The 25,584-nt window shown below is 43.6% G+C and carries 25 protein-coding genes, 1 riboswitch and 1 other annotated feature; of the genes, 20 read left to right on the forward strand and 5 right to left on the reverse strand.

What is annotated here, in order from left to right:
* The first annotated feature begins 39 nt into the window (after positions 1 to 39).
* From A9176_RS05335 to rplT, 4 genes are all read left to right on the forward strand, one after another.
* Entirely contained in the window at positions 40 to 675 is a 636-nt protein-coding gene (locus A9176_RS05335) for a DUF1361 domain-containing protein (RefSeq protein ID WP_077282435.1), read from the forward strand.
* A gap of 33 nt (positions 676 to 708) precedes the next feature.
* Positions 709 to 833, forward strand: a sequence feature (ribosomal protein L20 leader region).
* Between the two features lie 12 nt (positions 834 to 845).
* Complete coding sequence (gene infC, locus A9176_RS05340) at positions 846 to 1,385, forward strand: translation initiation factor IF-3 (protein WP_216358505.1); 540 nt, start codon at positions 846 to 848, stop codon at positions 1,383 to 1,385.
* Between the two features lie 62 nt (positions 1,386 to 1,447).
* Positions 1,448 to 1,645 (forward strand): 50S ribosomal protein L35, encoded by a 198-nt coding sequence (gene rpmI / locus A9176_RS05345; RefSeq protein ID WP_010004657.1) that lies wholly within the window; start codon positions 1,448 to 1,450, stop codon positions 1,643 to 1,645.
* An 81-nt stretch (positions 1,646 to 1,726) separates the two neighbouring features.
* A complete protein-coding gene (gene rplT / locus A9176_RS05350) occupies positions 1,727 to 2,146 on the forward strand; it encodes a 50S ribosomal protein L20 (protein ID WP_010001913.1) in 420 nt (139 codons plus the stop codon).
* A 101-nt stretch (positions 2,147 to 2,247) separates the two neighbouring features.
* Here rplT and A9176_RS05355 read toward each other — a convergent pair whose 3' ends face one another.
* Positions 2,248 to 2,883 carry a hypothetical protein gene (locus A9176_RS05355; protein WP_077282437.1) on the reverse strand — a complete coding sequence of 212 codons (636 nt, stop codon included), beginning with the start codon at positions 2,881 to 2,883 and terminating at the stop codon, positions 2,248 to 2,250.
* A 211-nt stretch (positions 2,884 to 3,094) separates the two neighbouring features.
* On the opposite strand from A9176_RS05355, the gene A9176_RS05360 reads away from it, so the two are divergent.
* The 3 genes from A9176_RS05360 to tuf all read left to right on the forward strand — a co-directional run bounded on the left by A9176_RS05360 (position 3,095) and on the right by tuf (position 7,295).
* Positions 3,095 to 4,957 carry a ribonuclease J gene (locus A9176_RS05360; protein WP_048699965.1) on the forward strand — a complete coding sequence of 621 codons (1,863 nt, stop codon included), beginning with the start codon at positions 3,095 to 3,097 and terminating at the stop codon, positions 4,955 to 4,957.
* A gap of 59 nt (positions 4,958 to 5,016) precedes the next feature.
* Positions 5,017 to 5,946: a type I restriction endonuclease subunit R gene (locus tag A9176_RS05365; RefSeq protein WP_068850204.1), complete on the forward strand. Its 930-nt coding sequence runs from the start codon at positions 5,017 to 5,019 to the stop codon at positions 5,944 to 5,946.
* 161 nt (positions 5,947 to 6,107) lie between these two features.
* Positions 6,108 to 7,295, forward strand: a complete 1,188-nt coding sequence (gene tuf / locus A9176_RS05370; RefSeq protein ID WP_010001907.1) for an elongation factor Tu — start codon at positions 6,108 to 6,110, stop codon at positions 7,293 to 7,295.
* An 86-nt stretch (positions 7,296 to 7,381) separates the two neighbouring features.
* Here the strand turns inward: tuf and A9176_RS08815 are convergent, their stop codons facing one another.
* On the reverse strand, positions 7,382 to 7,519 hold the full coding sequence (locus A9176_RS08815; protein WP_010003235.1) for a hypothetical protein: 138 nt from the start codon (positions 7,517 to 7,519) through the stop codon (positions 7,382 to 7,384).
* 135 nt (positions 7,520 to 7,654) lie between these two features.
* Here A9176_RS08815 and A9176_RS05375 point away from each other — a divergent pair, with 135 nt between their 5' ends.
* The 3 genes from A9176_RS05375 (at position 7,655) to A9176_RS05385 (ending at position 9,689) form a co-directional block, all read left to right on the forward strand.
* A complete protein-coding gene (locus A9176_RS05375) occupies positions 7,655 to 8,389 on the forward strand; it encodes an amino acid ABC transporter ATP-binding protein (RefSeq protein ID WP_029509169.1) in 735 nt (244 codons plus the stop codon).
* Positions 8,390 to 8,438: 49 nt separating this feature from the next.
* The gene (gene rpiA / locus A9176_RS05380) at positions 8,439 to 9,134 is read left to right on the forward strand and encodes a ribose-5-phosphate isomerase RpiA (protein ID WP_077282439.1); all 696 of its coding nucleotides are present in this window, start codon (positions 8,439 to 8,441) and stop codon (positions 9,132 to 9,134) included.
* Positions 9,135 to 9,245: 111 nt separating this feature from the next.
* The gene (locus tag A9176_RS05385; RefSeq protein ID WP_048701257.1) at positions 9,246 to 9,689 is read left to right on the forward strand and encodes a universal stress protein; all 444 of its coding nucleotides are present in this window, start codon (positions 9,246 to 9,248) and stop codon (positions 9,687 to 9,689) included.
* Positions 9,690 to 9,719: 30 nt separating this feature from the next.
* Here the strand turns inward: A9176_RS05385 and A9176_RS05390 are convergent, their stop codons facing one another.
* The 3 genes from A9176_RS05390 to A9176_RS05400 are packed head-to-tail and all read right to left on the reverse strand — an operon-like array spanning position 9,720 to position 11,654.
* Complete coding sequence (locus A9176_RS05390; RefSeq protein ID WP_077282441.1) at positions 9,720 to 10,502, reverse strand: peptidylprolyl isomerase; 783 nt, start codon at positions 10,500 to 10,502, stop codon at positions 9,720 to 9,722.
* Between the two features lie 11 nt (positions 10,503 to 10,513).
* Complete coding sequence (locus A9176_RS05395; protein WP_077282443.1) at positions 10,514 to 11,035, reverse strand: SAM-dependent methyltransferase; 522 nt, start codon at positions 11,033 to 11,035, stop codon at positions 10,514 to 10,516.
* Entirely contained in the window at positions 11,016 to 11,654 is a 639-nt protein-coding gene (locus tag A9176_RS05400; protein WP_077282445.1) for a phosphatase PAP2 family protein, read from the reverse strand. Before A9176_RS05400 ends, A9176_RS05395 begins: the two co-directional genes overlap by 20 nt.
* 344 nt (positions 11,655 to 11,998) lie before the next feature.
* Here A9176_RS05400 and leuS point away from each other — a divergent pair, with 344 nt between their 5' ends.
* The 10 genes from leuS to guaA all read left to right on the forward strand — a co-directional run bounded on the left by leuS (position 11,999) and on the right by guaA (position 25,304).
* Positions 11,999 to 14,410 carry a leucine--tRNA ligase gene (gene leuS / locus A9176_RS05405; protein WP_077282447.1) on the forward strand — a complete coding sequence of 804 codons (2,412 nt, stop codon included), beginning with the start codon at positions 11,999 to 12,001 and terminating at the stop codon, positions 14,408 to 14,410.
* A 61-nt stretch (positions 14,411 to 14,471) separates the two neighbouring features.
* Positions 14,472 to 16,475: an oligosaccharide flippase family protein gene (locus A9176_RS05410; RefSeq protein WP_077282449.1), complete on the forward strand. Its 2,004-nt coding sequence runs from the start codon at positions 14,472 to 14,474 to the stop codon at positions 16,473 to 16,475.
* A gap of 117 nt (positions 16,476 to 16,592) precedes the next feature.
* Positions 16,593 to 17,444 carry a hydrolase gene (locus tag A9176_RS05415; RefSeq protein ID WP_077282451.1) on the forward strand — a complete coding sequence of 284 codons (852 nt, stop codon included), beginning with the start codon at positions 16,593 to 16,595 and terminating at the stop codon, positions 17,442 to 17,444.
* Between the two features lie 6 nt (positions 17,445 to 17,450).
* Positions 17,451 to 18,368: a hypothetical protein gene (locus tag A9176_RS05420; RefSeq protein WP_010002630.1), complete on the forward strand. Its 918-nt coding sequence runs from the start codon at positions 17,451 to 17,453 to the stop codon at positions 18,366 to 18,368.
* A 58-nt stretch (positions 18,369 to 18,426) separates the two neighbouring features.
* On the forward strand, positions 18,427 to 18,975 hold the full coding sequence (locus tag A9176_RS05425; RefSeq protein WP_010002631.1) for a LemA family protein: 549 nt from the start codon (positions 18,427 to 18,429) through the stop codon (positions 18,973 to 18,975).
* The gene (gene htpX / locus A9176_RS05430; RefSeq protein WP_010002633.1) at positions 18,975 to 19,871 is read left to right on the forward strand and encodes a zinc metalloprotease HtpX; all 897 of its coding nucleotides are present in this window, start codon (positions 18,975 to 18,977) and stop codon (positions 19,869 to 19,871) included. The genes A9176_RS05425 and htpX overlap by 1 nt, the downstream gene beginning before the upstream one ends.
* A gap of 124 nt (positions 19,872 to 19,995) precedes the next feature.
* Positions 19,996 to 21,180 (forward strand): C40 family peptidase, encoded by a 1,185-nt coding sequence (locus tag A9176_RS05435; protein WP_077282453.1) that lies wholly within the window; start codon positions 19,996 to 19,998, stop codon positions 21,178 to 21,180.
* Between the two features lie 61 nt (positions 21,181 to 21,241).
* Positions 21,242 to 21,338: riboswitch (purine riboswitch) on the forward strand.
* A gap of 199 nt (positions 21,339 to 21,537) precedes the next feature.
* The gene (gene guaB / locus A9176_RS05440; protein ID WP_077282455.1) at positions 21,538 to 22,710 is read left to right on the forward strand and encodes an IMP dehydrogenase; all 1,173 of its coding nucleotides are present in this window, start codon (positions 21,538 to 21,540) and stop codon (positions 22,708 to 22,710) included.
* Between the two features lie 23 nt (positions 22,711 to 22,733).
* Complete coding sequence (locus tag A9176_RS05445) at positions 22,734 to 23,714, forward strand: IMP dehydrogenase (RefSeq protein WP_029509179.1); 981 nt, start codon at positions 22,734 to 22,736, stop codon at positions 23,712 to 23,714.
* Positions 23,715 to 23,756: 42 nt separating this feature from the next.
* Positions 23,757 to 25,304 (forward strand): glutamine-hydrolyzing GMP synthase, encoded by a 1,548-nt coding sequence (gene guaA, locus A9176_RS05450; protein ID WP_077282457.1) that lies wholly within the window; start codon positions 23,757 to 23,759, stop codon positions 25,302 to 25,304.
* Positions 25,305 to 25,584: the final 280 nt, after the last annotated feature.

Below are 25,584 nucleotides of genomic sequence, written 5' to 3' on the forward strand. Positions count from 1 at the left end.
TGCTACACTAGTACCATTGAAAAAAAGGGGCGTGACGTTATGAATAACAAGTATTTCAATATTGCCATCATTCATGTCATGGTTGTTTTATTCTTTATCTTCGTACATTTGACACCCACACGCTTTACATTTTTAAATTGGAATGTCTTTTTGGCGTTACTACCATTTGATTTTGCTATTATTGTGTCGTTGACACGTGTTCGGCTTATTAAGGGATTATTCATGGCACTCTGGTTATTGTTTTTTCCAAATACCATGTATATGATGACAGACTTTATCCATCTTTATGCTATCGGAACCAATCTCGATCAAGCGACGCAATTTTTTAATTACGCGGTGCTGGCAACTGGTATCTTTATGGGGGTGGGGCTTGGTATTTTGAGTTTGGAAATCATCACGCAAACGATTTTTAAACGCCATGCCCATCTGGTTTATTTCTTGACGACGGCAGCGGTGTCAATCGTGTCAGCGTTTGGAATCTATCTTGGGCGTTATTTGCGCCTGAATTCATGGGATATCTTTTTTCATCTTGATAACGTGATGCGCAATATTGTTTTCTCGTTGAGTTATCATATGTTGGCCTTTATGATTCTATTTGCCGGCACCCAATTTGCCGTGTTGGTTATTTTCCATTATGGTATTCGATTGATTCAAATTAATCAGCAAGAGGCTTGACACTGAGTGTGTAATACGCTAAACTAGTATTTGTTGAACAAGTAGAAGCACCCGCTTCTCGCCATGTGACAAAGTCGCCTGGCAGATACAGTTATCCGGAAGGATTGCAAGTGTTGAAGTGGGTGAAGATTAGGTTCTTTACCCACTTTTCTTCTTGATTCACAAAATAAATTTGGAGGTGCCTGACAATAGCACGTCAACCACGACAAGTTGATTTAATCAACGATAATATTCGCGCCCCTCGTGTATTGCTGATCCATGACGGAAAGCAGACAGAAATGTCAACACGAGACGCACAAGAGATTGCTAACGATTTAGACCAAGATTTGGTATTGGTGCAAGCCAATGCTGAACCACCGGTTGCCAAGATTATGGATTGGGGAAAAGCAAAGTTTGAAGCGCAAAAGAAGCAAAAAGAACAACGCAAGAACCAAAAGATCGTGCAAGTGAAGGAAGTTCGTATGTCACCGGTCATTGACTCAGGCGATTTCGAGACACGTAAGAAGGCTGCTATCAAGTTCCTGTCACAAGGTAACAAGGTTAAGTTGAACTTGCGTTTCCGTGGTCGTATGATTACGCACCAAGACATCGGACGTCAAGTATTAGACCGGATGGCCGCAGAACTTGACGATATTGCCAAGGTTGAACAGCGTGCCAAGATGGACGGCCGCCAAATGTTTTTGGTCTTGGCACCTAAAGATGCCAAGTAATTAAAGGTTTAACCGCTTGTTTTCAAGCTTAAACAAAATCACATAGTAGGAGAATTAGTCACATGCCAAAGATGAAGACACACCGCGCATCAGCAAAGCGCTTTAAGAAGACAGCCAATGGTGGCTTCAAGTCAGCTTCAGCTTATACGTCACACCGTTTCCATGGTAAGACAAAGAAGCAACGTCGCCACTTGCGTGGTACACACATGATGGACAAGACAACTGTTAAGACATACGCTAAGTTGTTGGCAAACATCTAATTCGCGTTGCGATAGTTCATCTATCTACATTTTGGATTTTAATCCAACCAATTATTTATAAAATTTCAGGAGGAATTACCCATGCGAGTTAAGGGTGGTACAGTTACACGCGCACGTCGTAAGAAGATGGTTAAGTTGGCCAAGGGTTACCGTGGACAACGTCGTATTAATTTTAAGGTTGCTAAGCAACAAGTATGGAAGTCATACTTGTACGCATACCGTGATCGTAAGAACACAAAGCGTAACTTCCGTAAGTTGTGGATTGCACGTATTAACGCTGCAGCACGTATGAACGGTTTGTCATACTCAAAGTTGATGCACGGTTTGACACTTGCTGGTGTTGAATTGAACCGTAAGATGTTGGCTGATATTGCTGTGACTGATTTCGATACTTTTGCAAAGTTGGCTGAACAAGCTAAGGCTGCTTTGGCATCAGACAACGTTTTGGTACAAGAACGTGTCGCTGCAACTTTGGAAACAACTGTTAAGGTTGATCGTTAAGATTGCTTTTAAAAACACGGGTTCCCGTGTTTTTTATTTGCTATAAATCCAATAAAAAAACAATGGCTTATCGTGAAGATAAGCCATTGTTTTTTTGTTGCTTATTGTAAGCCAGATTCTGACTTATTTGTCGCAATCAGTTGAATATTGTCAGTCCCTGTTGGGGTAAAGGTAATTGAAACCCGTTGTCCAGAAGTACTTTGCCAAGTGGCATACAATTGATCACTGGCTGTCATGTAAGTTGGGACACCATAAGTGGCTTTGATTTGTTCGTAGGTCGCTGACCCAATGTTGACAGCATTATAAGTCGCTAATGACCAATTACCAAATGTCTTAGCCACCGGTGCGGCGCTTGAGCTGACAGCTGGATTTGATGAGGCAGCTGTGGCCGGTGTTTCAGCTGTGATGGGTGTGCCAGTAGCTTCTTCTTTTGCGGCGCTAATCACTGACGAGGCAGCAGAACTCGCCGCTGGTGGTGTGGGTACCACACTAGTTGACGTGCTAGCCGTGGTGTCATCAATGACAGAAGATTCTGATGCAACTGGTGCAGAACTGGCCTTTTTAGCCGTTTTAGTCTTTTTAGTCTGTGAAGAAGACGATGCGGCTTGTTGATCTTGCGATTGGCCAGAAGAACGTCCCAGCAAAGTGAAAATGACAATAAGCGCGATCGCGGCGATGGCAATCGCGATGAGTGTGTTGCGCAGTTTGTGAGACTGCTTAAATGGTCGACGTTGCATAAGTAAATGTGATGTGGCGTAAAGCTTGCCACAACTCCTTTCCATAGATAATGATAACAGAAAAATGTAAAAGTATGTTAAAATAGATTTAATTACGTATCGAGACAAAAAATTGGACTAACGCAACGTTTTAGAAACTAGTCGCGTCCGCTTGTTATATTTACGAAGAAAAAATGGCTCAATTAAAAGCCGATGAACAAAGGAAGAAACAATGACAGATTTAAGTATAATCCCTTTCGGTGGCGTGCGTGAAAACGGGAAAAACATGTATGCCGTGACCGTTAATGACGAAATTTTTATTTTTGATGCAGGACTCAAATATCCAGAAACAGATCAACTTGGTGTTGATGTTGTCGTACCTGATTTTGAGTATTTGATTAAAAACAGTGATAAAATTGCTGGTGTTTTCTTATCACATGGGCACGCAGATGCCATTGGCGCCTTGCCTTACTTTTTGCAACAAGTCAACGTCCCAATTTTCGGGTCTGAGTTGACCATTGAGCTTGCTAAGCTTGCAATTAAGGAACAGCCAGCACTGGCAGATTATGATGACTATCATGTTATTAATGAGAAAACAGAAATAGATTTTGGTGATGTCACCGTATCATTTTTTAATACGACGCATTCAATTCCAGATTCACTTGGAGTTGTCCTGGGCACACCTTATGGTCAAATTGTGTATACGGGTGACTTTAAGTTTGATCAAACTGCTAACCAAAGTTATCGTACCGATATTGCACGTTTGGTGGAAGTTGGGCAAGGCAAAGTGTTGGCACTGTTAGGCGATGCTGCTGGGACAGGTAATGAAGGCGATTCGGTTAATGAATCTAAAATTGGTGACTATATTTTAGATACTTTCCGCGATAATAAACAAAAGCGTATTATTGTGGCGGCGGTAGCCTCAAATATTCAACGTATTCAACAAGTCATTGATGCTACAGTGGCTACCAAGCGGCAACTTGTGTTGTCAGGAAATGACATTGAAAACGTTGTGCGCACAGCGATTCGTTTGCGCAAATTGCATTTACCTATTCCAGAAAGTAAGCTTTTTGTGAATTTGAAAAATGCTAAAAACTTGCCAGCTGCTGAAACAGTTATTTTGGAAACTGGACGCATGGGAGAACCGATTAAGCATCTCAATCGGATGGCTAATGGGGAAGATCCTTATATTCGTATCGGGGAAGCCGATTTGGTGTTTATTACCACGACACCGTCAACGGCAATGGAAGGCATCGTGGCTAAAACACGTGATATGTTGTTTAAGCAAGGCGCCGACGTCAAACAGATTAGTACAGATTTGCGTTCAAGTGGTCATGCCTCACGCAATGACTTGCAAATGATGATCAATGTTTTGCAACCTGAATACTTTATGCCAATTCAAGGTGAATATCGTGTCATGAATTCAGCCCGTGCAGCGGCTGAAGAAGTTAACGTTGCGCCTGATCATATCATGATGGCCATGAAGGGTGATCAATTCACGTGGTTAGGCGACCATTTTGAATTGAAAGATTCATTCACCATTGGGGAAACGTTAATCGATGGTGCTGGTATTGGTGATATTGGTAATGTCGTGTTACGTGATCGTCGCATTTTGTCAGAAGATGGTATTTTTGTTTCAGTTGTGACGATTGACCGTAAAAAGCGTCAAGTGGTATCAAAGCCAAAATTGACTTCGCGTGGATTTGTCTATGTTAAGGCCAACCGTGATTTGATGAAAGAGGCGGCAGACTTAACGGTTAGCCAAATCGAAAAGTATTTGAACACGACTAAGAGTTTTGACTGGAACGAATTAAAGAATGGCGTGCGTGAAGTTTTGTCACGTTATCTCTTTGAACAAACTCGTCGTCGCCCAATGGTGATGCCGGTGGTAATGGAAGTGAACCAAAACCGTCGTCCAACGGCACACAAAACCAATACGAACACTAACCCAAATGCGCCACAAAAGCGACAAGGAAAGCCAAACAAAACGGCTGATTCAAAGACACCAAAGACTACAAAGCCAGCCAAAAAGCGGCCTAAAAAAGCACCAGCAAAGCCAGCTGAGGGTCAAACACAAACAGAATCAGGACAATAGGCGACTGTCAGAAAGGATCGTGGCTTGTCATTGAATACAATGGCAAGTCCATATAGTTTATGGCATTAGAAGAGCATTTGACGCCAGAGATGCAACAATTGATGGCGCGTGCACAAACAGAAATGAAGCAAGAAAATTGGCATGATGCTGCTGAGACATTGACTGCCGTTTACGAAGCACTTGCAACATTTGAAATTAACTATCGCTTGGTAACGGCGCTATTTATGGATGAACAGTATCAATTAGCTGCTTCTTATGCCGACGATTTTTTGTTGAATTATTTGGAATCAGAGCCAGATTTTCGGATGGTTGTGGCCTTAGCTGTTCAAAATCAAAACTTTGTTTACGCGCAGCAACTCGCGATGCTTTGGGATGAGGGAAGTGTCCAAAATGACGTCTTGGAAGAAATTCGGGCGGCCGAAGATCGGGCTCGCGTCGATATGGCGAACACTTTTCAAACAATTGCACGTCAGTTTTATCACCTGAGTGACTACAGCATCACGGAACAACGTGATCGTTATGAATCAGCCCGTCACTTACCAGTAGCTGAATTTATTGTCGGTGCATTTTACTTGCTCATTGATCCGTATGCCACGCCAATTATTCGGGCGACCTTGCTAGAGGATTTACAAAAATTACGGGTGAGCGATCCGGTTCAATACCGTTGGTTAGATGATAATCTTTACACGATTCAACTCGACGAGCTGCCGCTACTCACAGATTCAGAAATTTTTGAAGAAATTGCCGATTATTTGGATGAAAAAGTTGGGCAAGATGATCCCATTGCCCTTGAAATGCTGGCCCAGCAAGTGCGCTTTGAGCTCACGTTATTGTATCCAAGGGTTAATGACGTGGTAACTGATCCAGAAGGTTGGGTAGAAGCAAGCATCGATCAATATTATGAACGGCCCAATTTTTCGGAGATGGCCGAACAGAAAAAGTGGCACGAAATTGTCAGAGATTTGACGACAAATTTCTTTAAAAACTAGACGCAACCTATTTACATTTTATTAATATGTCGGTATAATAATTTTTGGCTTAAAGAGCCGGAAAAACGCAATTAACTGTTGTCTTTTAATGGCTTGCGTTGTAAAATATATTTATAAACATTTTCCAGATTACTGGTAAATGAATTTTGGAGGAAACTACATTGGCTAAGGAAACTTACGTTCGCACAAAGCCCCACGTTAACATTGGTACGATTGGACACGTCGATCACGGAAAGACGACTTTGACTGCCGCAATCTCAAAGGTATTGGCTGAAAAGCAAGGGATCGCCGCAACTGATTTTGCTGAAATCGATAACGCGCCTGAAGAAAAGGAACGTGGTATCACGATCAACACTTCACACATCGAATATGAAACAGAATCACGTCACTATGCCCACATCGATGCCCCTGGTCACGCCGATTACGTTAAGAACATGATCACTGGTGCCGCTCAAATGGACGGTGCTATCTTGGTTGTTGCCGCAACTGATGGTCCTATGCCACAAACACGTGAACACATCTTGTTGGCACGTCAAGTTGGTGTTGACTACTTGGTTGTCTTCTTGAACAAGACTGATTTGGTCGATGACGAAGAATTGGTTGAATTGGTTGAAATGGAAGTTCGCGAATTGTTGTCAGAATATGACTTCCCAGGCGATGACATTCCTGTAATCAAGGGTTCAGCTTTGAAGGCACTTGAAGGTGACGCTGAACAAGTTAAGGTTATCGAAGAATTGATGGATACTGTTGATTCATACATTCCAGAACCAAAGCGTGAAGTTGAAAAGCCATTCTTGATGCCTGTCGAAGACGTCTTCACAATCACTGGTCGTGGTACAGTTGCTTCTGGTCGTGTTGACCGTGGTGTATTGACTACTGGTACTGAAGTTGAAATCGTTGGCTTGAAGGATGAAGTTAAGAAGACAACTGTTACAGGTATCGAAATGTTCCGTAAGACTTTGGAAGAAGCTCAAGCGGGTGATAACATCGGTGCATTGTTGCGTGGTGTTGACCGTAACGAAATCGAACGTGGTCAAGTTTTGGCAAAGCCAGGTTCAATCAACACACACAAGAAGTTCAAGGCCGAAGTCTATGTCCTTTCTAAGGAAGAAGGCGGACGTCACACACCATTCTTTACTAACTACCGTCCACAATTCTACTTCCACACAACAGACGTTACTGGTGTTGTGCAATTGCCAGAAGGCGTAGAAATGGTTATGCCTGGTGACCAAGTGACATTCGAAATCGAATTGATCTCACCAGTCGCTATCGAACAAGGTTTGAAGTTTACTGTTCGTGAAGGTGGCCACACTGTTGGTGCCGGAACAGTTACTGAAATCGAAGACTAATATTAACGATTAGTTTTAAAAACACATACATTGTATGTGTTTTTTTTGTGCAAAAAAAATAGGATAACTTATTGTTATCCTTGGGGTTAGTTATCTGCTTGATCATCTGCTTGGGCGCGACCCAAGGCAGCTGAACGGGCATCATCTGCAGTTTCATCCGGTAATGAGATCAGTTGATCCAATGGATTGACGTTCTGTTCTTCACGCGTTACAATTTTTGCCATAGTTCACCTCCGTTCTTGATAGTATAACGCACTTTATATGCAAAAATATACAAATATTCAAAAGTTTTTCGTATAATAAATGCATATTTATTGTGAGTGTGTATAATTAAAGCTAGAGATCAAAGGAGTAAGGCAATGACTGAATTATTAAAAATCGTTGATTTAAAAAAACAATATGGTGATAAGGTAATTTTTGATCATGTGAATGCACAGGTCAAACAGGGCGAGGTAATTGCCATTCTTGGCCCATCGGGTGCTGGTAAATCAACCTTTTTACGGGCGATTAACTTACTGGATGCGCCAACGAGCGGCCAAGTCATTTTTGAAGGTAACGAATTGACCAATTTGAGCGAGAAAGCATTGGATCAACTACGTGAAAAAATGGGGATGGTTTTCCAAAACTTCAATCTATTTCCTAATTTAACGGTCTTAGAAAATATTAAGCTGGCACCGGTTCAAGTGAAAAAGTTATCTGATCAGGCTGCTACTGAGCTTGGTCAGAAATTGTTGGCACAAGTCGGTTTAGCTGATAAGCAAGATGCTTATCCAGCTAGTTTATCTGGTGGGCAAAAGCAACGTGTGGCGATTGCGCGGGCGTTGGCGATGTCGCCTGACGTGATGTTATTTGATGAACCAACGAGTGCGTTAGACCCAGAAATGGTCGGTGAAGTACTTCAGGTTATGAACCAACTCGCTGAAAATGGGATGACCATGTTGGTTGTCACGCACGAAATGGGCTTTGCCCGCGAAGTGGCCGATACCATTTGGTTTATGGCCGATGGGGGGCTACAGGAAGTGGCTACGCCGGAACAATTCTTTGCAGCACCAACGACAGCACGTGCTCAAGATTTCCTACAGAAAGTTTTATAATTTGCATGACACGGTTATATTTCACCGTGTTTTTTGTTATCATGAGGGTATGATAACGATTAATGACGAAAAACGACAGGCTGGCGAAACAGCCGCGCAACTGATTACTGATGGGATGACGGTTGGTTTGGGGACGGGTTCGACGGTGGCTTACTTCTTAGAGGCGCTAGCTGCACGCATCCGTGATGAACAACTGCGCATTATCGGTGTGACAACATCTTTTAAAACAGCCGCGCAAGCCCAAGCGTTAGGTATTACAATTGTGGACATTGATGATGCGCCTACAATTGATTTAACGGTGGATGGGGCCGATGAAGTTGATGTCAAAATGAATGGGATTAAGGGTGGTGGTGCGGCCTTTTTGATGGAAAAAATTGTCGCTAAAAACTCAAAGCGCATTGTTTGGGTTGTCGACCAACAAAAGGTGCATCAGCGATTAGGCAGTTTTCCCTTACCGGTTGAAATTGTGCCATTTGGGCATGGTAAATTGGTTGCGGAATTTGCCCAACAGCAACTACATCCAGTGTTGCGGCTTAAAGATGGCGAACCAATGGTCACGGATATGGGACACTACATTGTTGATTTACATTTAGAGGTTATTGACCAACCAGAAGAACTTGGGAAATATTTAGACGGTCGCGTGGGGGTTGTTGAACATGGTCTCTTTTTGAATATCGCTGATGAAATCATTATTGGTCAGGAACATGGACCAGCATTCTTGTTACGGCAAAATTTACAGCAATAAATGCAACATAAGTAAAGCGCTTACATTATAGTGAGAAAAGCGGTATAATGGGCTTATAAGATCATAAGTTAAGGAGTATGTTGCGTAACCTCATGCAACAGCATAAGTGAGATGGCCTATAAAAATATTTTAGTTGCAATTGATGGCTCAAATGTTGCCAATTTGTTAATCAAACGGGCGCATGAGATGGCGCCAAACGCCCATTTAGATATTTTGAATGTCGTCGATACAAGTGGTGGCTACTTTGGCACGATGGTGATGAATGCAGACATTGTGTATCAAATGGAACAAGATGCTGAAGCCGCTATTCAGACGGCCTATGCCTACGCCCGCAGTATTGGTCATGATGATGTGGATATTCACGTGCGTTTTGGGACCCCTAAAAAAGTAATTGCCAATGACTTTCCAAAAGATCATCATAATGATCTTATCGTTGTTGGTGAAACAGGCTTAAGCCGCCTACAACGTGCAATGGCAGGGACAGTACCATCCTATGTGACGAAATCAGCCGCAGTTGATGTCTTAGTCTTAAGAACCGGCGAATTACCGCAATAAGACATAAAAAAAGCACCCGCAGGTGCTTTTTTATTTGGCTTCTTTGAGAATTGTAATACCAGTGATTTTAACTGGATCAACCGGTGTTGACCCTTCACCACTTGCTTTAACTTTTTGTGCTGCAATTTTATCAACAACGGCCATACCAGCAATCACTTGACCAAACACGGTATAACTACCATCAAGCGATGGATTACCACCATGTTTGTAAGCGTCTACAATTTTGGCTGGATAGTTGTTTTGATCAATTTTTTTGGTTTGATCGCTTTTATTTTGATTAATAAAGAATTGTGACCCGTTTGTATCTGGGCCAGCATTGGCCATTGATAACGCACCACGAATATTATAAAGGGATGAACTGGTCTCATTTTTAAAGCCGTTACCACTGTCGATCGCTGTATTCTTATCATGCCAAATTGATGTGCCACCAGAACCGTTACCCTTCGGATCACCACCTTGAATCATGAAGTTATTAATGACACGATGGAAAATGGTGTTGTTATAGTAACCATCTTTGGCATGGGTGAGGAAGTTCTCAACCGCGAGTGGGGCATATTGGTTGAATAACTTAATGGTGATATCGCCCATCGTCGTACTGATACGCACTTCGCTTTCATTATCTGCGACCGTATCACTAAGTTGTGGCAAAGGCACTTTGTCTAAATTAGGATCTTTTTTTGTTTGTGAGGTTGCAGTTTGTGTCGTCGTATCAGACTGTTGGTCTTTGGTCGTTAAGACTAAGATACCGATTAGAATGACGACTAAGAGGACTGCCATGGCAGCAACCCCGACATATTGTTTTTTCTTGTGCATGTCTGAACTCCTTAAATGCGTTCAATGAGATAAGCTTGGTCGGCTTCCGTGAGATAGGCCGCTTGCTGATAGTCGGCTTTCAGAAGACTTTTTTGATAAGTTTGCCAATCAGCAGGGGTCTCACTAAACAGGACAATCAGGAGGCCGCCGTGGGTTAAACGGGGCAAAACGCGATCAATTTGGTCCAGATAGTCAACCGGCCGATCCGCTGCATTTTGTGCGGCTTGAGAATAATCAAAAATGGCAATGCGTGCCTGTGATTGAGGCCCTAATTCGGTAATAAATTGACGATCAATTGTTTTCCCAAGTAAGGTCACACGTTCAGACAAACCACTCATGAAAAGTGAAGCGGCAGCTGCGTTCGCATTATCTTTGGTCGCTGTATAACTTAAGACACGACCAGTTGGACCGACACGTGTTGCCAGAAAGCGCGTGTTAATGCCGTTGGCAGTGGTACCATCAATGGTCGTGTCGCCAACATGCACGGTTTGTTCGATTAATTGATGGACTAAGTTATGTGTTGTTGGTAGCATACCGTTCTCCAAAAAATAGGTGATAAGAGAGTCTGAGAAATACCCAGCCGAGTGATAAACCAGCTAGGATATCGCTGGGATAGTGAACATTGAGATAGACACGACTGATTGGGATGAGACAGATGATGAGCGCTAAAACAGTGATCATAAGATAGCGGCACCAACGTTTTTGGACAAAGTGTTGCACCATCAAAATCAGCGTACCGTAGAGTAAAACTGCCACCATACTGTGACCAGAAGGGAAGCTGTAACCCGTTTCAGGTAAGAGTTGTGGCTGTGGGCGCGGATTTTGCACCCAGTTTTTAATGAGAGCAGTTCCTAGTCCAGCAAAAATGGCGACATTAGTCACGATAAAACTGGCCCAACGCCATTGCCGTTGACTGACTAAAATGACGGCAATTAACGTGGTTAGACCGGTGCTGATGGCGATGCTACCTAATTGTGTTACGGTCATAAATAGGGTATTTAACTGCGGTGAGCGCTGTTGGATTACCAGCTGACCGATATGGTTCAATTGCGCTAACCAGGTGGCTTTAGTTAGGACACCAATGAGTAACACCGTGAAGGTTAAAGTGGCAAAAACAGTTAAAAATAAGTCAAAATTTTGTTTCTTAAGCATAATATATAGTATACCTGATTTACAGAAAACGTGATATAATTAGAGCATTATATTTAGCATTAGTACACATCGCGTGGCATTCAGAGAGTAGACGGTGGTGCAAGTCTACCAAGCAACATGTGGAACTCGGTTAAAGCAATTGAGAGTGAACTAACAGTAGCTTTTGACGTGGCGTCGCGTTAAGACTTTTGAGGCGTAGGAATACGTGAACATAGGTGGTACCGCGTTAAATCGCCCTATGTCACACTTTTTAGTGTGACATAGGGCGATTTTTTAGCCTAAATGTGATTAAATTTTTCAGGAGGAACGTGAGGGGCTGTTAAAAGCCTATCACATCAACAAATATGCCATACGAACATCAACAAATCGAGCAAAAGTGGCAAAAGTTTTGGGATGAGCACCAAACTTTTGCGACGACAGATGACACCAGCAAGCCCAAGTATTATGCCATGGATATGTTCCCTTATCCATCAGGCCAAGGCTTGCACGTGGGACACCCCGAAGGCTACACGGCCACGGATATTATGAGTCGCTTTAAGCGTGCCAATGGTTATAACGTCTTGCACCCAATGGGCTGGGATGCGTTTGGTTTGCCTGCGGAACAATATGCAATGAAGACGGGGCATAATCCAGCAGATTTTACTAGTGAAAATATTGACCATTTCCGTGAACAAATCAAAGCTTTGGGCTTGTCATATGATTGGGATCGTGAGATTAACACAACCGATCCAGAATATTATAAGTGGACACAATGGATTTTTGAAAAGTTGTACGAAAAAGGTTTGGCTTACGAGTCTAACATGATGGTCAACTGGGATCCAATTGACCGTGTGGTTTTGGCCAATGAAGAGGTCATTGATGGTAAGTCAGAACGTTCTGGCAATCCTGTTGAACGTAAAGCCTTGCGTCAATGGGTCTTAAAGATTACAGCGTATGCTGATCGTTTGGTTGACGATTTAGAAGACTTGGATTGGCCAGAAGCGATTAAAGAGCAACAACGTAATTGGATTGGCCGTTCAAAGGGGGCAGCAGTTTTCTTTGACGTTGCCAATACTGACGACAAGATCGAAGTCTACACAACACGGCCGGACACGCTTTTTGGCGCAAGTTATATGGTGTTAGCGCCTGAACATCCATTGGTTGACCAAATTGTGTCAGCCGAACAAGCCCAAGCAGTGGCCGATTACCGTGCGTCAATCGCCGCGAAGTCAGATCTTGAACGGACGGATTTGAACAAGGATAAGACTGGTGTCTTCACTGGTGCTTATGGCATTAATCCCGTCAATGGTGAACAATTACCCATTTGGATTGCTGATTATGTTTTGGCTTCTTATGGGACGGGGGCTATCATGGCGGTACCAGCCCATGATGAGCGTGATTATGAGTTTGCCAAGAAGTTCGATCTCGATATTAAGCCGGTGATTACTGGTGGCGATATTACCGAAGCACCATACACTGGCGATGGTGTGCATATCAACTCAGAATTTTTGGATGGCTTAGATAAAGCAACAGCAATTGATGAGATGATTACTTGGTTGGAAGCCCATCAAGCAGGACACGCACAAACAAACTTCCGTTTGCGTGACTGGGTCTTTTCACGGCAACGTTATTGGGGTGAACCAATTCCAGTCATTCATTGGGAAGATGGGACGAAGAGTCTTGTGCCTGAAGCCGAATTACCATTGCTTTTGCCACGTGCAACTGAACTGCGACCTTCAGGTAATGGTGAATCACCACTGGCAAACCTAACAGATTGGTTAGAAGTAACCCGTGAAGATGGCGTGAAGGGCCGTCGTGAAACTAATACGATGCCACAATGGGCTGGTTCATCATGGTATTTCTTGCGTTATATTGATCCACGTAACCAAGAACAATTGGCTGATCCCGAGAAATTAAAGTATTGGATGAATGTTGACTTGTACGTTGGCGGGGCCGAACATGCTGTGTTACACTTATTGTACGCGCGTTTCTGGCACAAGTTCTTGTATGATCTTGGCGTTGTGCCAACAAAGGAACCCTTCCAAAAGCTGGTCAACCAAGGTATGATTCTTGGTGAGAACCATGAAAAGATGTCGAAGTCAAAGGGTAACGTGGTCAATCCGGATGATATCGTGGCTGAATTTGGTGCCGATACCCTCCGAGTGTATGAAATGTTCATGGGACCATTGACACAAAGCAAGCCATGGTCTGAAGAAGGCATTACGGGCTCACGCCGTTGGTTAGATCGTGTTTGGCGCTTGTTGATTGATGATGACGGTCAACTACGTGACCGTGTTACGACGGTTAATTCCGGTGAGTTGGATAAGATTTATCATCAAACGGTGAAAAAGGTCACGGAAGATCTTGAAAACATGCGCTTTAACACGGCAATTTCTCAAATGATGGTGTTTGTCAATGAAGCCTATAAGGCCGACAGCTTGTTCTTGGATTACATGACAGGCTTTGTGCAACTATTGGCACCATTTGCACCGCATCTATCAGAAGAACTATGGGTCCGTTTGGGACAAGAAGCTTCTATTTCATATGTGGCTTGGCCAACTTATGATCCAGCACAACTTGTTGAAGATACGGTTGAGATTATTTTCCAAGTCAACGGTAAAGTGCGTGGGAAGGCCACAGTGGCGCGTGATATCGATCAAGATGGCATGATTGCTGCGGCTAAAGCAGATGATAACGTTCAAAAGTTTATCGCGGATAAGACAATCCGCAAGGTCATCGCCATTCCAGGCAAATTTGTCAACATTGTTGTTGGCTAAAAGATGATTTAAAATGCTGGTAAGCCATTACCAGCGTACATAATGCAAGAGGAGTACACACATGACGGATGAACAGCATCCAAGCGATTCAAAAATGCAAGGAAAGCATGTTGATAAAATCAATGTGGACGGCCAGATATTAAGTGCAGATGAAATTCTAGCCCGCGCCCGTCAACGCATCCAAGCAAAAAAACAACCTGATAATAGTCCAGCTGCTCGTCAACCACAATCAAAACGCCCGCAGCCTCAGGGACAAACACAACGCGCTGCTGAACAATTAGCGGCAATGCAAGCACAGAATGACCAAGCGCGTCAAAACATTCGGAAAAAGAAGCCCCAGTTGCAGTCTTCGCAAGCTGCCGATCCGTTCGCAAGCGACATCAAAACGGTTGTGACGCCCAAAAAAGCGCCTACGCCTCAACCAGACGCCACAAAATCAGCACAAGATCAGGCGCAAGCGACGCTGATCAAAGGCTCAGCTTGGTTGTCAGCAGGGAATATTATTTCTCGTATTCTTGGCGCGGTTTATATTGTGCCCTGGATGGCGCTGTTAGGTGCTGATTCAAACCGTGCTAATGGTTTGTTTGGCCAGGGGTACAATATTTATGCTGTTTTCTTGGCCATTGCAACGTTTGGTGTCCCAGCTGCTATTTCAAAGTTGGTGGCGCAATATCATGCGCGACGTGATGTGCATCAATCACGACAATTAACGCGCCACTCCTTGATTTTAGGGGTATTTCTGGGATTGGTCTTTGGGGCCACGATTTATGTGTTAACGCCTTGGTTGGCCATGGGGGATCCTAACTTTATCCCAGTGTTGCATTCTTTGGCACCGGCCGTAGCAATTTTCCCATTAATGTCGATGTTGCGCGGTATTTTTCAGGGTTACCAATTGATGAGCGTGTCAGCTTTGTCTCAAATTGTTGAACAAATTGCACGTATCATCTATATGTTGGTGAGTGCGGTGATTATTTTGAAGGCGACGCCAGGTAACTGGAGTGCTGTTGTGGTGCAGTCAACCTTTGCGGCCTTCATCGGTGCGCTGTTTAGTATGCTGGTGCTTGGTTGGGGTTGGATTAAGTATCACAACATTGTGATGCAGCCAATGCCACATGATGCGCCACGCGTCAAAACACCAACTTTAAAATTAATCCTGGATATTTTAAAAGAATCTTGGCCGTTTATTATTATTGGTTCAGCCATTACACTGTTCCAATTAGTCGATCAATATACTTATTTTAATGTGATGAGTCATTTTTTCGCCATGACGAATGCACAGTTACAGACAGATTTTGCCTTGTTTAGTGCCAATCCGAATAAGTTGATTATGATCATTGTGCCATTTTCGACAAGTATTGCCGCAACTGCTTTGCCAATGTTGTCGGGTAGTAAGGCGACTTTGACACACGCCGATATTCAACAACAGCTTAAGCAGGTCATTAAGCTGTTTGCGATTGTGATGTTGCCAAGTGCTTTGGGGATGTTTGCGATTGCCTCACCATTGTATAAGATGTTTTATCCAATTGATGTATCAAATCAAGAGGGCATTTACTTACTACAATATTCAACAATTTTGGCCATTGTCTTTAGTTTGTTTATGTTACTGGCGTTTATTTTACAAGCATTATCGGAAGTTTCCATTGTGATTAAGGCGTTTGTTTACGGCTTGTTAGTTAAAATTGTTTTGCAAGTACCGATGATTCGCTATTTTGAGGGCATGGGCGCGTTAATTGCAAGTGTCATTGGGATGACCGTAGCGATTGCCTTTATGCTAGATTATCTCAATGCGGCGTATGGCGTGTCATTGGGGTCGCTTGGTAGAGAACTCTGGCAATTATTCATGGGTGCCTTAGTGATGGCAGCGGTAGCCTACGGGATTGTGTTTGTGATGAGCAACTTTGTATTCCCAATGGATACCAAATTGTCTGTCACATTGACAACGTTCTTAAGTGCCGGCATTGGTGGCATTGTTGTCGCAATCATTTATCTTAAAATGGGATTTGGGGATGATCTTCTTGGACCGCGCATGGACCGGATCCCCGCTATATTACAACCAAAACGATGAGTGACTCGTCGTTTTTTTTGACGCCAAATGAAGTAGATAAAAAATTATTAATAGACTACTTTTCAATGCAGGGTTGGTGTATGCTAAAAATAAGTTTTGTGCGATAGGAGGTCTGTTATGACAAATCAAGACACGCAAACCGTTTTGCAACCAGAGTTAATTAATCAATTAGATCACAAAATTTTGTATTTGGGCCAATTGCAGACAGCAATTTCGACAAATCAAGTGCCATTGGTCTATGAATTGCTCGATTCAAAAAAATATAATGAACAAATTCGACAACGCGCGCATGCTGACAGTAATCAGGAACTGGCAAGTTTAGTCGCTGATATTCAGCAAGACATTGCGCACTTTTTAGCGCCAGAATTATTGGCCTACTTAACGGCAAATTTTGATTTTCTACGTTTTGAACAAGATGACGAGAATCCCATATTGTATCGGGTTTATCTTGGTGACTGGTGGCATCATCGGCAACTCGGCGTTTTAAATGTGCTCACGATTACCATTGATTATGACCAAAAAGTGGTGACAGAATTGACACAAACCGCGCAATTAGCCAACGGCGATAGTTTGAATGCAGCGCATATTCAAGAAGTCAATCAAATTATTATGGGACTAGAGGCCTTTTTGGCTGATGATACCAAGCGACGGCTAGAATTGCAGGTTCTTGAAGATCAAATTAATGCGTTGCAAGCCAACAAATCGGGTCTGTTTGGCCGAAATGATAAGGCGACTCGTGAAAGTTTGGAAAAAAAACGCGAACTATTATTGGCGACGCAAAAAAGAGTGCCTGAAGTGGAAAAGAAGTTGGCTGCCCAACAAGAAGAATTACTCACTTTGGAAAAAGAGGATGCGCTACGCCAACTTGAATTGCAAGCCATTTTGAGCCAATTTGAAACAGTGCCGGCATTCACGACGGCTTTGGCTAATAGTTATGTGGCTTACTTGACACAATTTAGTAAGGACTAGGTGTGTATGGATAATTTCGAAACAAACCAATATAGTGCACAACTTAGAAAAGATCTCATGTTATTTGAACGTTGGCAAGTACTTGTCGACGCATTGGGCACAACGACAGAACCAACCGAATTATTAGATATTTTACAAAAGATGCTAGCGTTTGATATGCATCAAGCTGAGATGATGCGAATTGCCAATCCGTTTTGGTTTCCCAACACGCACTGGGTCACTGTGGCCTTTGCCAAGTTATCAGAAGCGGCTTCACTTTCAGACACAACCATTGCACTTCCGCAAGGGCAAAAAGTGGCGGAGTTGCATTTTTCTGAATGGCCAAATGCCGCTTTCCGCTTTACGAAAGCACCGTTGGCTGCTGGCGGTTATTATTTAGAAGAAACGGCCCAAAACTTGCGTGTCCTTTACTGGGATATGAATCGGCAACGGTTGTATTTGGATACCCAGCAGTTTGCCAAATTGGTACAAACAGAGGCGATCCAACTTGCCGGGGTTGAGGCACTAACCACGTTCCAAAAACGCTTGGTGGCCATTGCGATGCAGCTGGGGGATATTGGCTATGATATTGATATGCCGGGACTTGACGCGGCGCAACAAACGGCCTTAGTCATGATGCAAAAAGATTTACCCGCCTATGTCTTAGATAGTTTGTTTGTCACAGCGGCCAAACAACAATTTGTGCTCAAGCGCATGCAAGGAGAGACTTCGGGTGCGGAAATTAGTATCGGTGATATTGCCTTGAAACTAACCCAACATCGTCAAGATGACGGCCATTCGCAATGGACTTATGATATTATAGATCATGATAAGGTCATCACAATTTTCACGTTACTACAGCAACTGCCGTTCTTTTACTATTGGTACGCCGAACAGCTGACCTATGTTGGGTTAAAAGATAAGCGCGAAGTGTTTGTCGATTGATAACGCTGAACGCGTGTTGCGAGTACTTTGTTGTCAGATGTATTTAAAGGAGATCAATATGACATTACTGATTGGCGTTGCCATCATTGCAGTTGTTGCCATTGTGTGGATTAGCGTGTACAACGGCTTGGTTAAGTCGCGCATGCAGACCAAAGAGGCTTGGAGCCAAATTGATGTACAATTGAAACGACGAAATGACTTAATTCCTAATCTAGTCAATACGGTAAAAGGATACGCTGATTTTGAAAAGTCAACGTTACAAGCTGTCACAGATGCACGGACAAATGTGTCAAGTGCGCAAGGCCCAGCGGCCACAATGGCAGCTTCTGATCAATTGTCAAATGCCTTGACACACTTGTTTGCCGTTGCCGAAGCTTATCCTGACCTCAAAGCGAGTGCAAACTTTACGAAATTGCAAGAAGAATTAACAAATACTGAAAACAAAATTGCCTACTCACGGCAATTGTTTAACACGACAACAGCAAGCTATAACACGAAGTTGCAAGCTTTTCCTAGCAATATTATTGCCGGTATCCATCATTTTGAACCCAGCGAATTTATTGCGGTCCCTGAGTCTGAGAAAGAAGTGCCAACGGTTAAGTTTTAATGTTATATGAGCAGATACAATCCAATAAACGACGGACAGTTGGCCTTTTGCTTGGTTTTTTAATCCTAGTTGGGCTTGTTGGGGCTGCGGTTGGTTACTTGTTATTAGGTTCTTTGACAACGGGAATCGTTGGCGGGTTGGTCATTGGCGCCATTTATAGTTTATTGATGGTGAGTAATTCAACTAATTTGGTGATGACCATGAATCATGCCATTGAGGTAACACGCGCTGACCAAGCACCAGAACTTTGGCATACGGTTGAAGACATGGCCATGGTGGCACAAGTACCAATGCCACGCGTGTTTATTATTCAAGATGATAGTCCGAATGCCTTTGCGACTGGCAATAGCCCGAAAACTGCTGCTGTGGCCGTGACAACGGGGCTGCTGGCGTTAATGAATCGTCAGGAACTGGAAGGCGTGATTGCACATGAAATGAGTCATATTCGTAACTATGATATTCGTATTGCAACAATTGCGTTAGCGTTAACAGCAGCGATTACCATGCTGACCAACTTAGGCAGTAATTGGTGGTTTTTCGCTGGCGCGAGCGGCCGTGATCGAGATAATCGCGACAATAATAGTGGTGGCGGGCAGATTCTTATTTTTGTCTTATCACTGGCGGTCATGATGTTTGCACCGTTAGTTGCAGCGATCATTCAAATGGCTATTTCACGTAACCGTGAATACTTAGCAGATGCTGGTAGTGTGGCGTTAACCCGTAATCCGCAAGAATTGATTGCAGCGTTACGTAAATTAGATAGTGCCCCACCAATGCAAGATGTTGATCCATCATCGGCGGCGCTCTATATTAGTAACCCATTAGAAAAGAAAGCACATCTTTTTGATACACATCCACCGATTGCAGAACGGATTGCCCGTTTAGAGAAAATGTAAAAACATTGGCTAATTTTAGCCAATGTTTTTTTGTTGTAAATGTGCACACCAAATTTTAATTGTTATGATAGAATAAAGACAATTAAGAAAGTTTAAAGTTTGTTGCAAAGAGAAGGGATTCGGTATGGAAAGAATTGATAAACAAATCGTTGCATCCGGGTTGGGCTTACTGAGTGTTGCCGGTCTTGGTACTGGCTTAGCACACGCTGATACAGTCCAACGGGCAGTTAATCAGGCTGTTGTGTCACTATCTGGACAAGGCAAAGTTATACAGACGAGTGTGACCGCGACGGCACCATTAAAAATTGCCACGGGTAAAATCGTGGCGTCGACACCGACAACGCCACAAGCTGTCGTCACCACAAAACCAGAGATTTATCGCGTACAATATGGCGATTCACTCTGGGACATCGCCAAAGCGCATGATGTTAGTGTGGCAGAGCTGGTGGCGAATAATCAAGGTTCTGACTTGATTTCTGTGGGCCAACAGTTGGTAATCCCAACAACACAAGCAACCGCATCACCATCAGTTGTCGATACACAACCTGTCGCACCAACCATTGCTGCTGACCAAACAACAGTCAGTGCGTCTGCGAGCGTAGCAGTAGAAACAACAACGCCAAGTGATGTGACAGTGCAACCAGCACCCGAACAACCGGCATCAACACCACTTGTGCAACCTAATCAACCAACCGTGACTGAACCAGTGACGCGTCCGGTAACTGATACGGCAACGTTGACGACTGGCACAACGGCCAGTGATGCAGTGGATTTGGTGGTGTCATCAGGGGATCAGTTACGTCAACCAACGTCATCAACAGTCGCGCAACCCGCAGAAAATAATCACCAATCTGATGTGAACGTGGACAATACATCAGATCATGTTGTAACTGATGCCAAGCCGGCACAGCCCGTGACGTTACCAACAAACACGCCAACTGTATCAAATGCAACGCCAAGTGTTGTGGCATTAGCACAATCGTTGACGCAACAACACATTCCGTATGCTTGGGGTGGCGACGACTTGGCTGGTTTTGATTGTTCAGGACTTGTGCGCTATGTTTTCCAGCAAGCAATTGGTAAAACGTTACCACATTCTTCGGTAGCACAAGAAGGTTACGTTCAAAAGAAAGCGGTGGTTGATGCCAAACCAGGTGATTTGCTCTTTTGGGGAACGCCAGGGGCTAGTTATCATGTGGCCATTTATATTGGTAATCAAGCCTATGTGACGGCCCCAGGTCCAGGCGAAACCGTACGTGTTGAAACCATTTCATCTGCATTTATGCCAAGTTTTGCCGGGCAATTTTAGCTAGATTTCGTGAGATTAAAAGGGTTGATTTTTCTCATAAAAACCTGTAAAGTAATACCAATAACTAAATCGTTTATTTGCAGATATATCGCTGGAAAATGGCCAGCAGTTTCTACCACGCCCCAAAAGTCGTGACTATCCGCAAGTGTTAGCTCGTATCTTTAATACTGGCCAAGCATTTGTGGATCTGTGTATCCCAAATGCTTTTTTTGTATCCAAATATCGAATTTTGTTATCTCATAATCGGCGGATCCGTTAACAATTGTGTTGACAAAAAGGCCTAACTAAACAATAAATGGTGAACACACAGTCATAATCATGGCACTGTTGTTATCACGTTTAAAATCGGAGGATCTCATGCAAAAATTTTTCTTAGACGACGAAAAGCCTAAGTTCAGCGCACGCAATAAGTTTGCCAAGATGGGCTTAACTTTTGATGATATGAAGTTGGTTTATGACGCAACTGCGCAAATCCAACCAGAAGATGTATCAGTCAGCACGGTGTTGACGCCAACGTTAAAGTTACAGTTGCCTTTGATTTCAGCTGCAATGGACACGGTTACAGAAGCGCGTTTTGCCACAGAATTGGCGAAGTTAGGTGGCTTAGGTGTTGTGCATAAGAATATGACTATTGCAGAACAAGCAGATGAAATTCGTGCCGTTAAAACGGCTACTTTTGATCAGGCGGCATTCCCTAATGCTGCGGTTGATGCCCAAGGTCGTTTGCTAGTGGCGGGTGCGGTCGGTGTGACGTCAGATACAGTCAAGCGTGTTGAAGCGATGGTTGCTGCCGGCGTTGATGCGATTGTTTTGGATTCAGCACATGGTCATTCTGAAGGTGTGTTGCGTAAAGTGTCTGAAGTGCGTGAGGCCTTTCCAGAATTAAACATTATTGCGGGTAATATTGCCACAACTGCTGGTGCAGCTGCTTTGTATGAAGCTGGTGCTGACGTGGTTAAAGTTGGTATTGGCCCTGGTTCAATCTGCACAACCCGTGTCGTTGCCGGTATCGGTGTACCACAACTTTCAGCAGTTCGTGATGCTGCTGAAGAAGGTGCTCGTCGTGGCAAGTCAATCATCGCTGATGGTGGGGCCAAGACGGCGGAAGATATTATTAAAGCTTTGGCTTCTGGCGGCAATGCTGTGATGCTTGGCTCAATGTTTTCTGGGACAGCAGAAACACCAGGAGAAGTCTTTGAAGATAACGGTAAGCAATATAAGACATACCGTGGGATGGGGTCAATTGCAGCCATGGAAGCCGGGTCAAAGGATCGTTATTTCCAAGGCGAAGTCAATGAAGCGAAGAAAATGGTACCCGAAGGTATTGAAGCGCGTGTGGCCTACAAGGGTGCTTTGGCTGATGTGTTAGGGACAATGATGGCAGAAATTCGTGAAGAAATGGCCAAAGTTGGTGAACAATCAATCGATGACTTGACAAAGGGCCACCGAATTACGCGTGATATCCAAGTAATTGATTATGAAGCAGAACGTGACAACGTGAAAAAGACGATCACGATCCCAACCTTTTAATGACAAATTCACGGAGAAAAAACATGTCTGAAAATACTGAAATTATGGGCCTAGGCTATGATCAAGTCTTGCTAGTGCCTGGTGCATCAAATGTTTTGCCGCATACCGTGTCATTGGCGACACAACTTGCAGATAACTTTACACTCAACATCCCACTGATTGCAGAAGCTAATGGCACAGCCACGGATAGCCGTGTTGCTGCGACTGCGCTAAATGGTGGTCTTGGTGTCATTGCCGAACAAGAAGATATTGCTGCACAAGCGGCTGCAGTTGCGGCTGCTAAAGCAACAGTGGTTGACTTGGATAAGTATCCAAAAGCCTTTTTGGATGCCCAAGGTCGCGTACGTGTTGCGGCTGAAGTTTGGTTGACAACTGGGGCGCAAGAACGCGTAGCCGAACTCGTTGCAGCCGGTGCTGATGCGATTTTCTTCTACTTGCAAGCTGGCTTGAACAAAGAAACTAATGATATTGTTAAAGCGGTACGTAAAGCCTTTCCAACGACATTTATCGCTGTTGGGGTGGTTGAAGATCAAGGTATTGCTGGTGCGCTTTATCAAGACGGTGTCGATGCCGTGATTGCTGGTCGTTCAGTCGATTCACAATTACCAAACAACGCCTTGTACCCATTCTTGACGACGACAATGGCCATTGCTGAAGTGGCAGCTGACTATGATAAGGCAGTGATTGCCACTGGTGGCGTACACTATTCAGGTGACGTTGTAAAAGCTATTTCTGCTGGTGCTGATGCCATTTTGGTAGCTGATTTACTGAAGGGTGAAGTACTAGAAGCAGACGGTACATTTGCCGGTGGTGACATGTCGATTGATGATGCGATTTTCCAAGCAGACGGTGGTTTGCGTGCGGGAATGGGCTATACTGGTTCGTCAACGATTGTTGACCTTAAGCTAACAGCACAATTTGTTCAAATTACGGATAATGGTCTGCGCGAATCACATCCACACGATGTTGAAATCACTAAAATCGCGCCAAATTACGCGCAATAAATTCGCGCAAATGCGCATAATGGATAAAAGGGAGTATAATGCATGGCTAATGTAAACGCCGATAAAGTTCTTGTACTAGACTACGGTAGCCAATATAACCAACTGATTACCCGCCGCATTCGTGAAATGGGTGTTTTTTCTGAATTAAAGTCACGCAACATGACGGCCGACGAAGTGAAGGCCTATAATCCAAAAGCGATTATCTTGTCTGGTGGCCCTAAGTCTGTCTACGAAGAAGATGCTTTTACGATTGATAATGACATCTTTGAATTGGGTATTCCAGTATTGGGTGTCTGCTACGGGATGCAACTCATGGCTCAGAACTTGGGTGGTAAAGTTGAAGCAAACCCTGGTAACGGGGAATTTGGGCAAACAGTATTACACCAAACAAATACAGCTGGCTTGTTGTTTGCCAACATACCAGCAGATCAAAAAGTCTTGATGAGCCATTCAGATAACGTTGTGGCTTTGCCAGAAGGTTTTGTTGTTGCTGGTGGTTCTGATAAGACACCAATTGCAGCGATTGCCAACGATGAACGTCGTCTGTATGGTGTACAATTCCACGCCGAAACAACCTTATCTGAACATGGTAAGCAAATTTTGTACAATTTTGTGTTTGATATTGCTGGCGCAGAAGCAAACTGGGATATGAGTGGCTTCATCGACGAACAAATTGCACGTATTCGTGAAGTGGTCGGCGATAAGAAAGTCTTGCTCGGTCTATCCGGTGGGGTAGATTCGTCAGTTGTCGGCGTTTTGTTGCATAAAGCAATTGGTGACCAATTGACATCAATCTTTGTGGATCACGGTTTGTTACGTAAGAATGAAGCGGAACAAGTGATGGAAATGATGGGCAAGCAATTTGGTTTGAACATTATTAAGGTCGATGCGCAAGAACGTTTCTTATCAAAGTTGGCTGGCGTCACTGATCCAGAACAAAAGCGTAAGATCATTGGCAATGAATTCATTGAAGTCTTTAATGATGAAGCGGCTAAGCTCAAAGATATCGACTTCTTGGCGCAAGGTACTTTGTATACTGATGTGATTGAATCAGGTACTGATACAGCTCAAACCATCAAGTCACACCATAACGTGGGTGGTTTGCCAGAAGATATGCAATTCCAGTTGATTGAACCATTGAACACGTTGTTCAAGGATGAAGTTCGTGAATTGGGTGAAACTTTGGATATGCCACATGAAATGGTATGGCGTCAGCCATTCCCAGGTCCTGGTTTGGGGATCCGTATCTTAGGTGATATCACGGAAGATAAGCTTGAAATCGTCCGTGAATCAGATTGGATTCTCCGTGATGAAATCGCTAAGGCTGGGCTTGAAGGTGACGTTTGGCAATACTTTACCGTGTTGACTGGTGTGCGTTCAGTTGGTGTGATGGGCGACTATCGCACATACGATTATACAATCGCAATTCGTGCCATTACGTCAGTTGATGGCATGACGGCTGACTTTGCGCAATTGCCATGGGAATTGTTGCAAAAGATTTCTGCCCGCATTGTCAATGAAGTGGGACACATTAACCGCGTTGTCTATGACATCACGGCTAAGCCACCAGCTACCGTTGAGTGGGAATAAAAATAGCCCCCTAATAACGCGGGTTACAGGCGTTTCTGGGGACATTTGGGGTAATTAAAAGTATTATTTAAGGTCACGTATAGCATGCCTATACGTGACCTTTTTGATTAAAACAAGCCAACAATTCGTCGATGACGATTCAGTTTTGATAAAGGTTTGACAAAAATAATGAGATTGTGATATATTTTACTTGTAACACGACGCTGCGTCAGCCCATCACAAACCGTCTTTTTGTTTTATTTAGTATGCTGCAAAGCAATTTTTTCCATATATTTTTATT

Source organism: Leuconostoc garlicum (genome assembly GCF_001998805.1).
In the GTDB taxonomy this organism is placed as follows: domain Bacteria; phylum Bacillota; class Bacilli; order Lactobacillales; family Lactobacillaceae; genus Leuconostoc; species Leuconostoc lactis.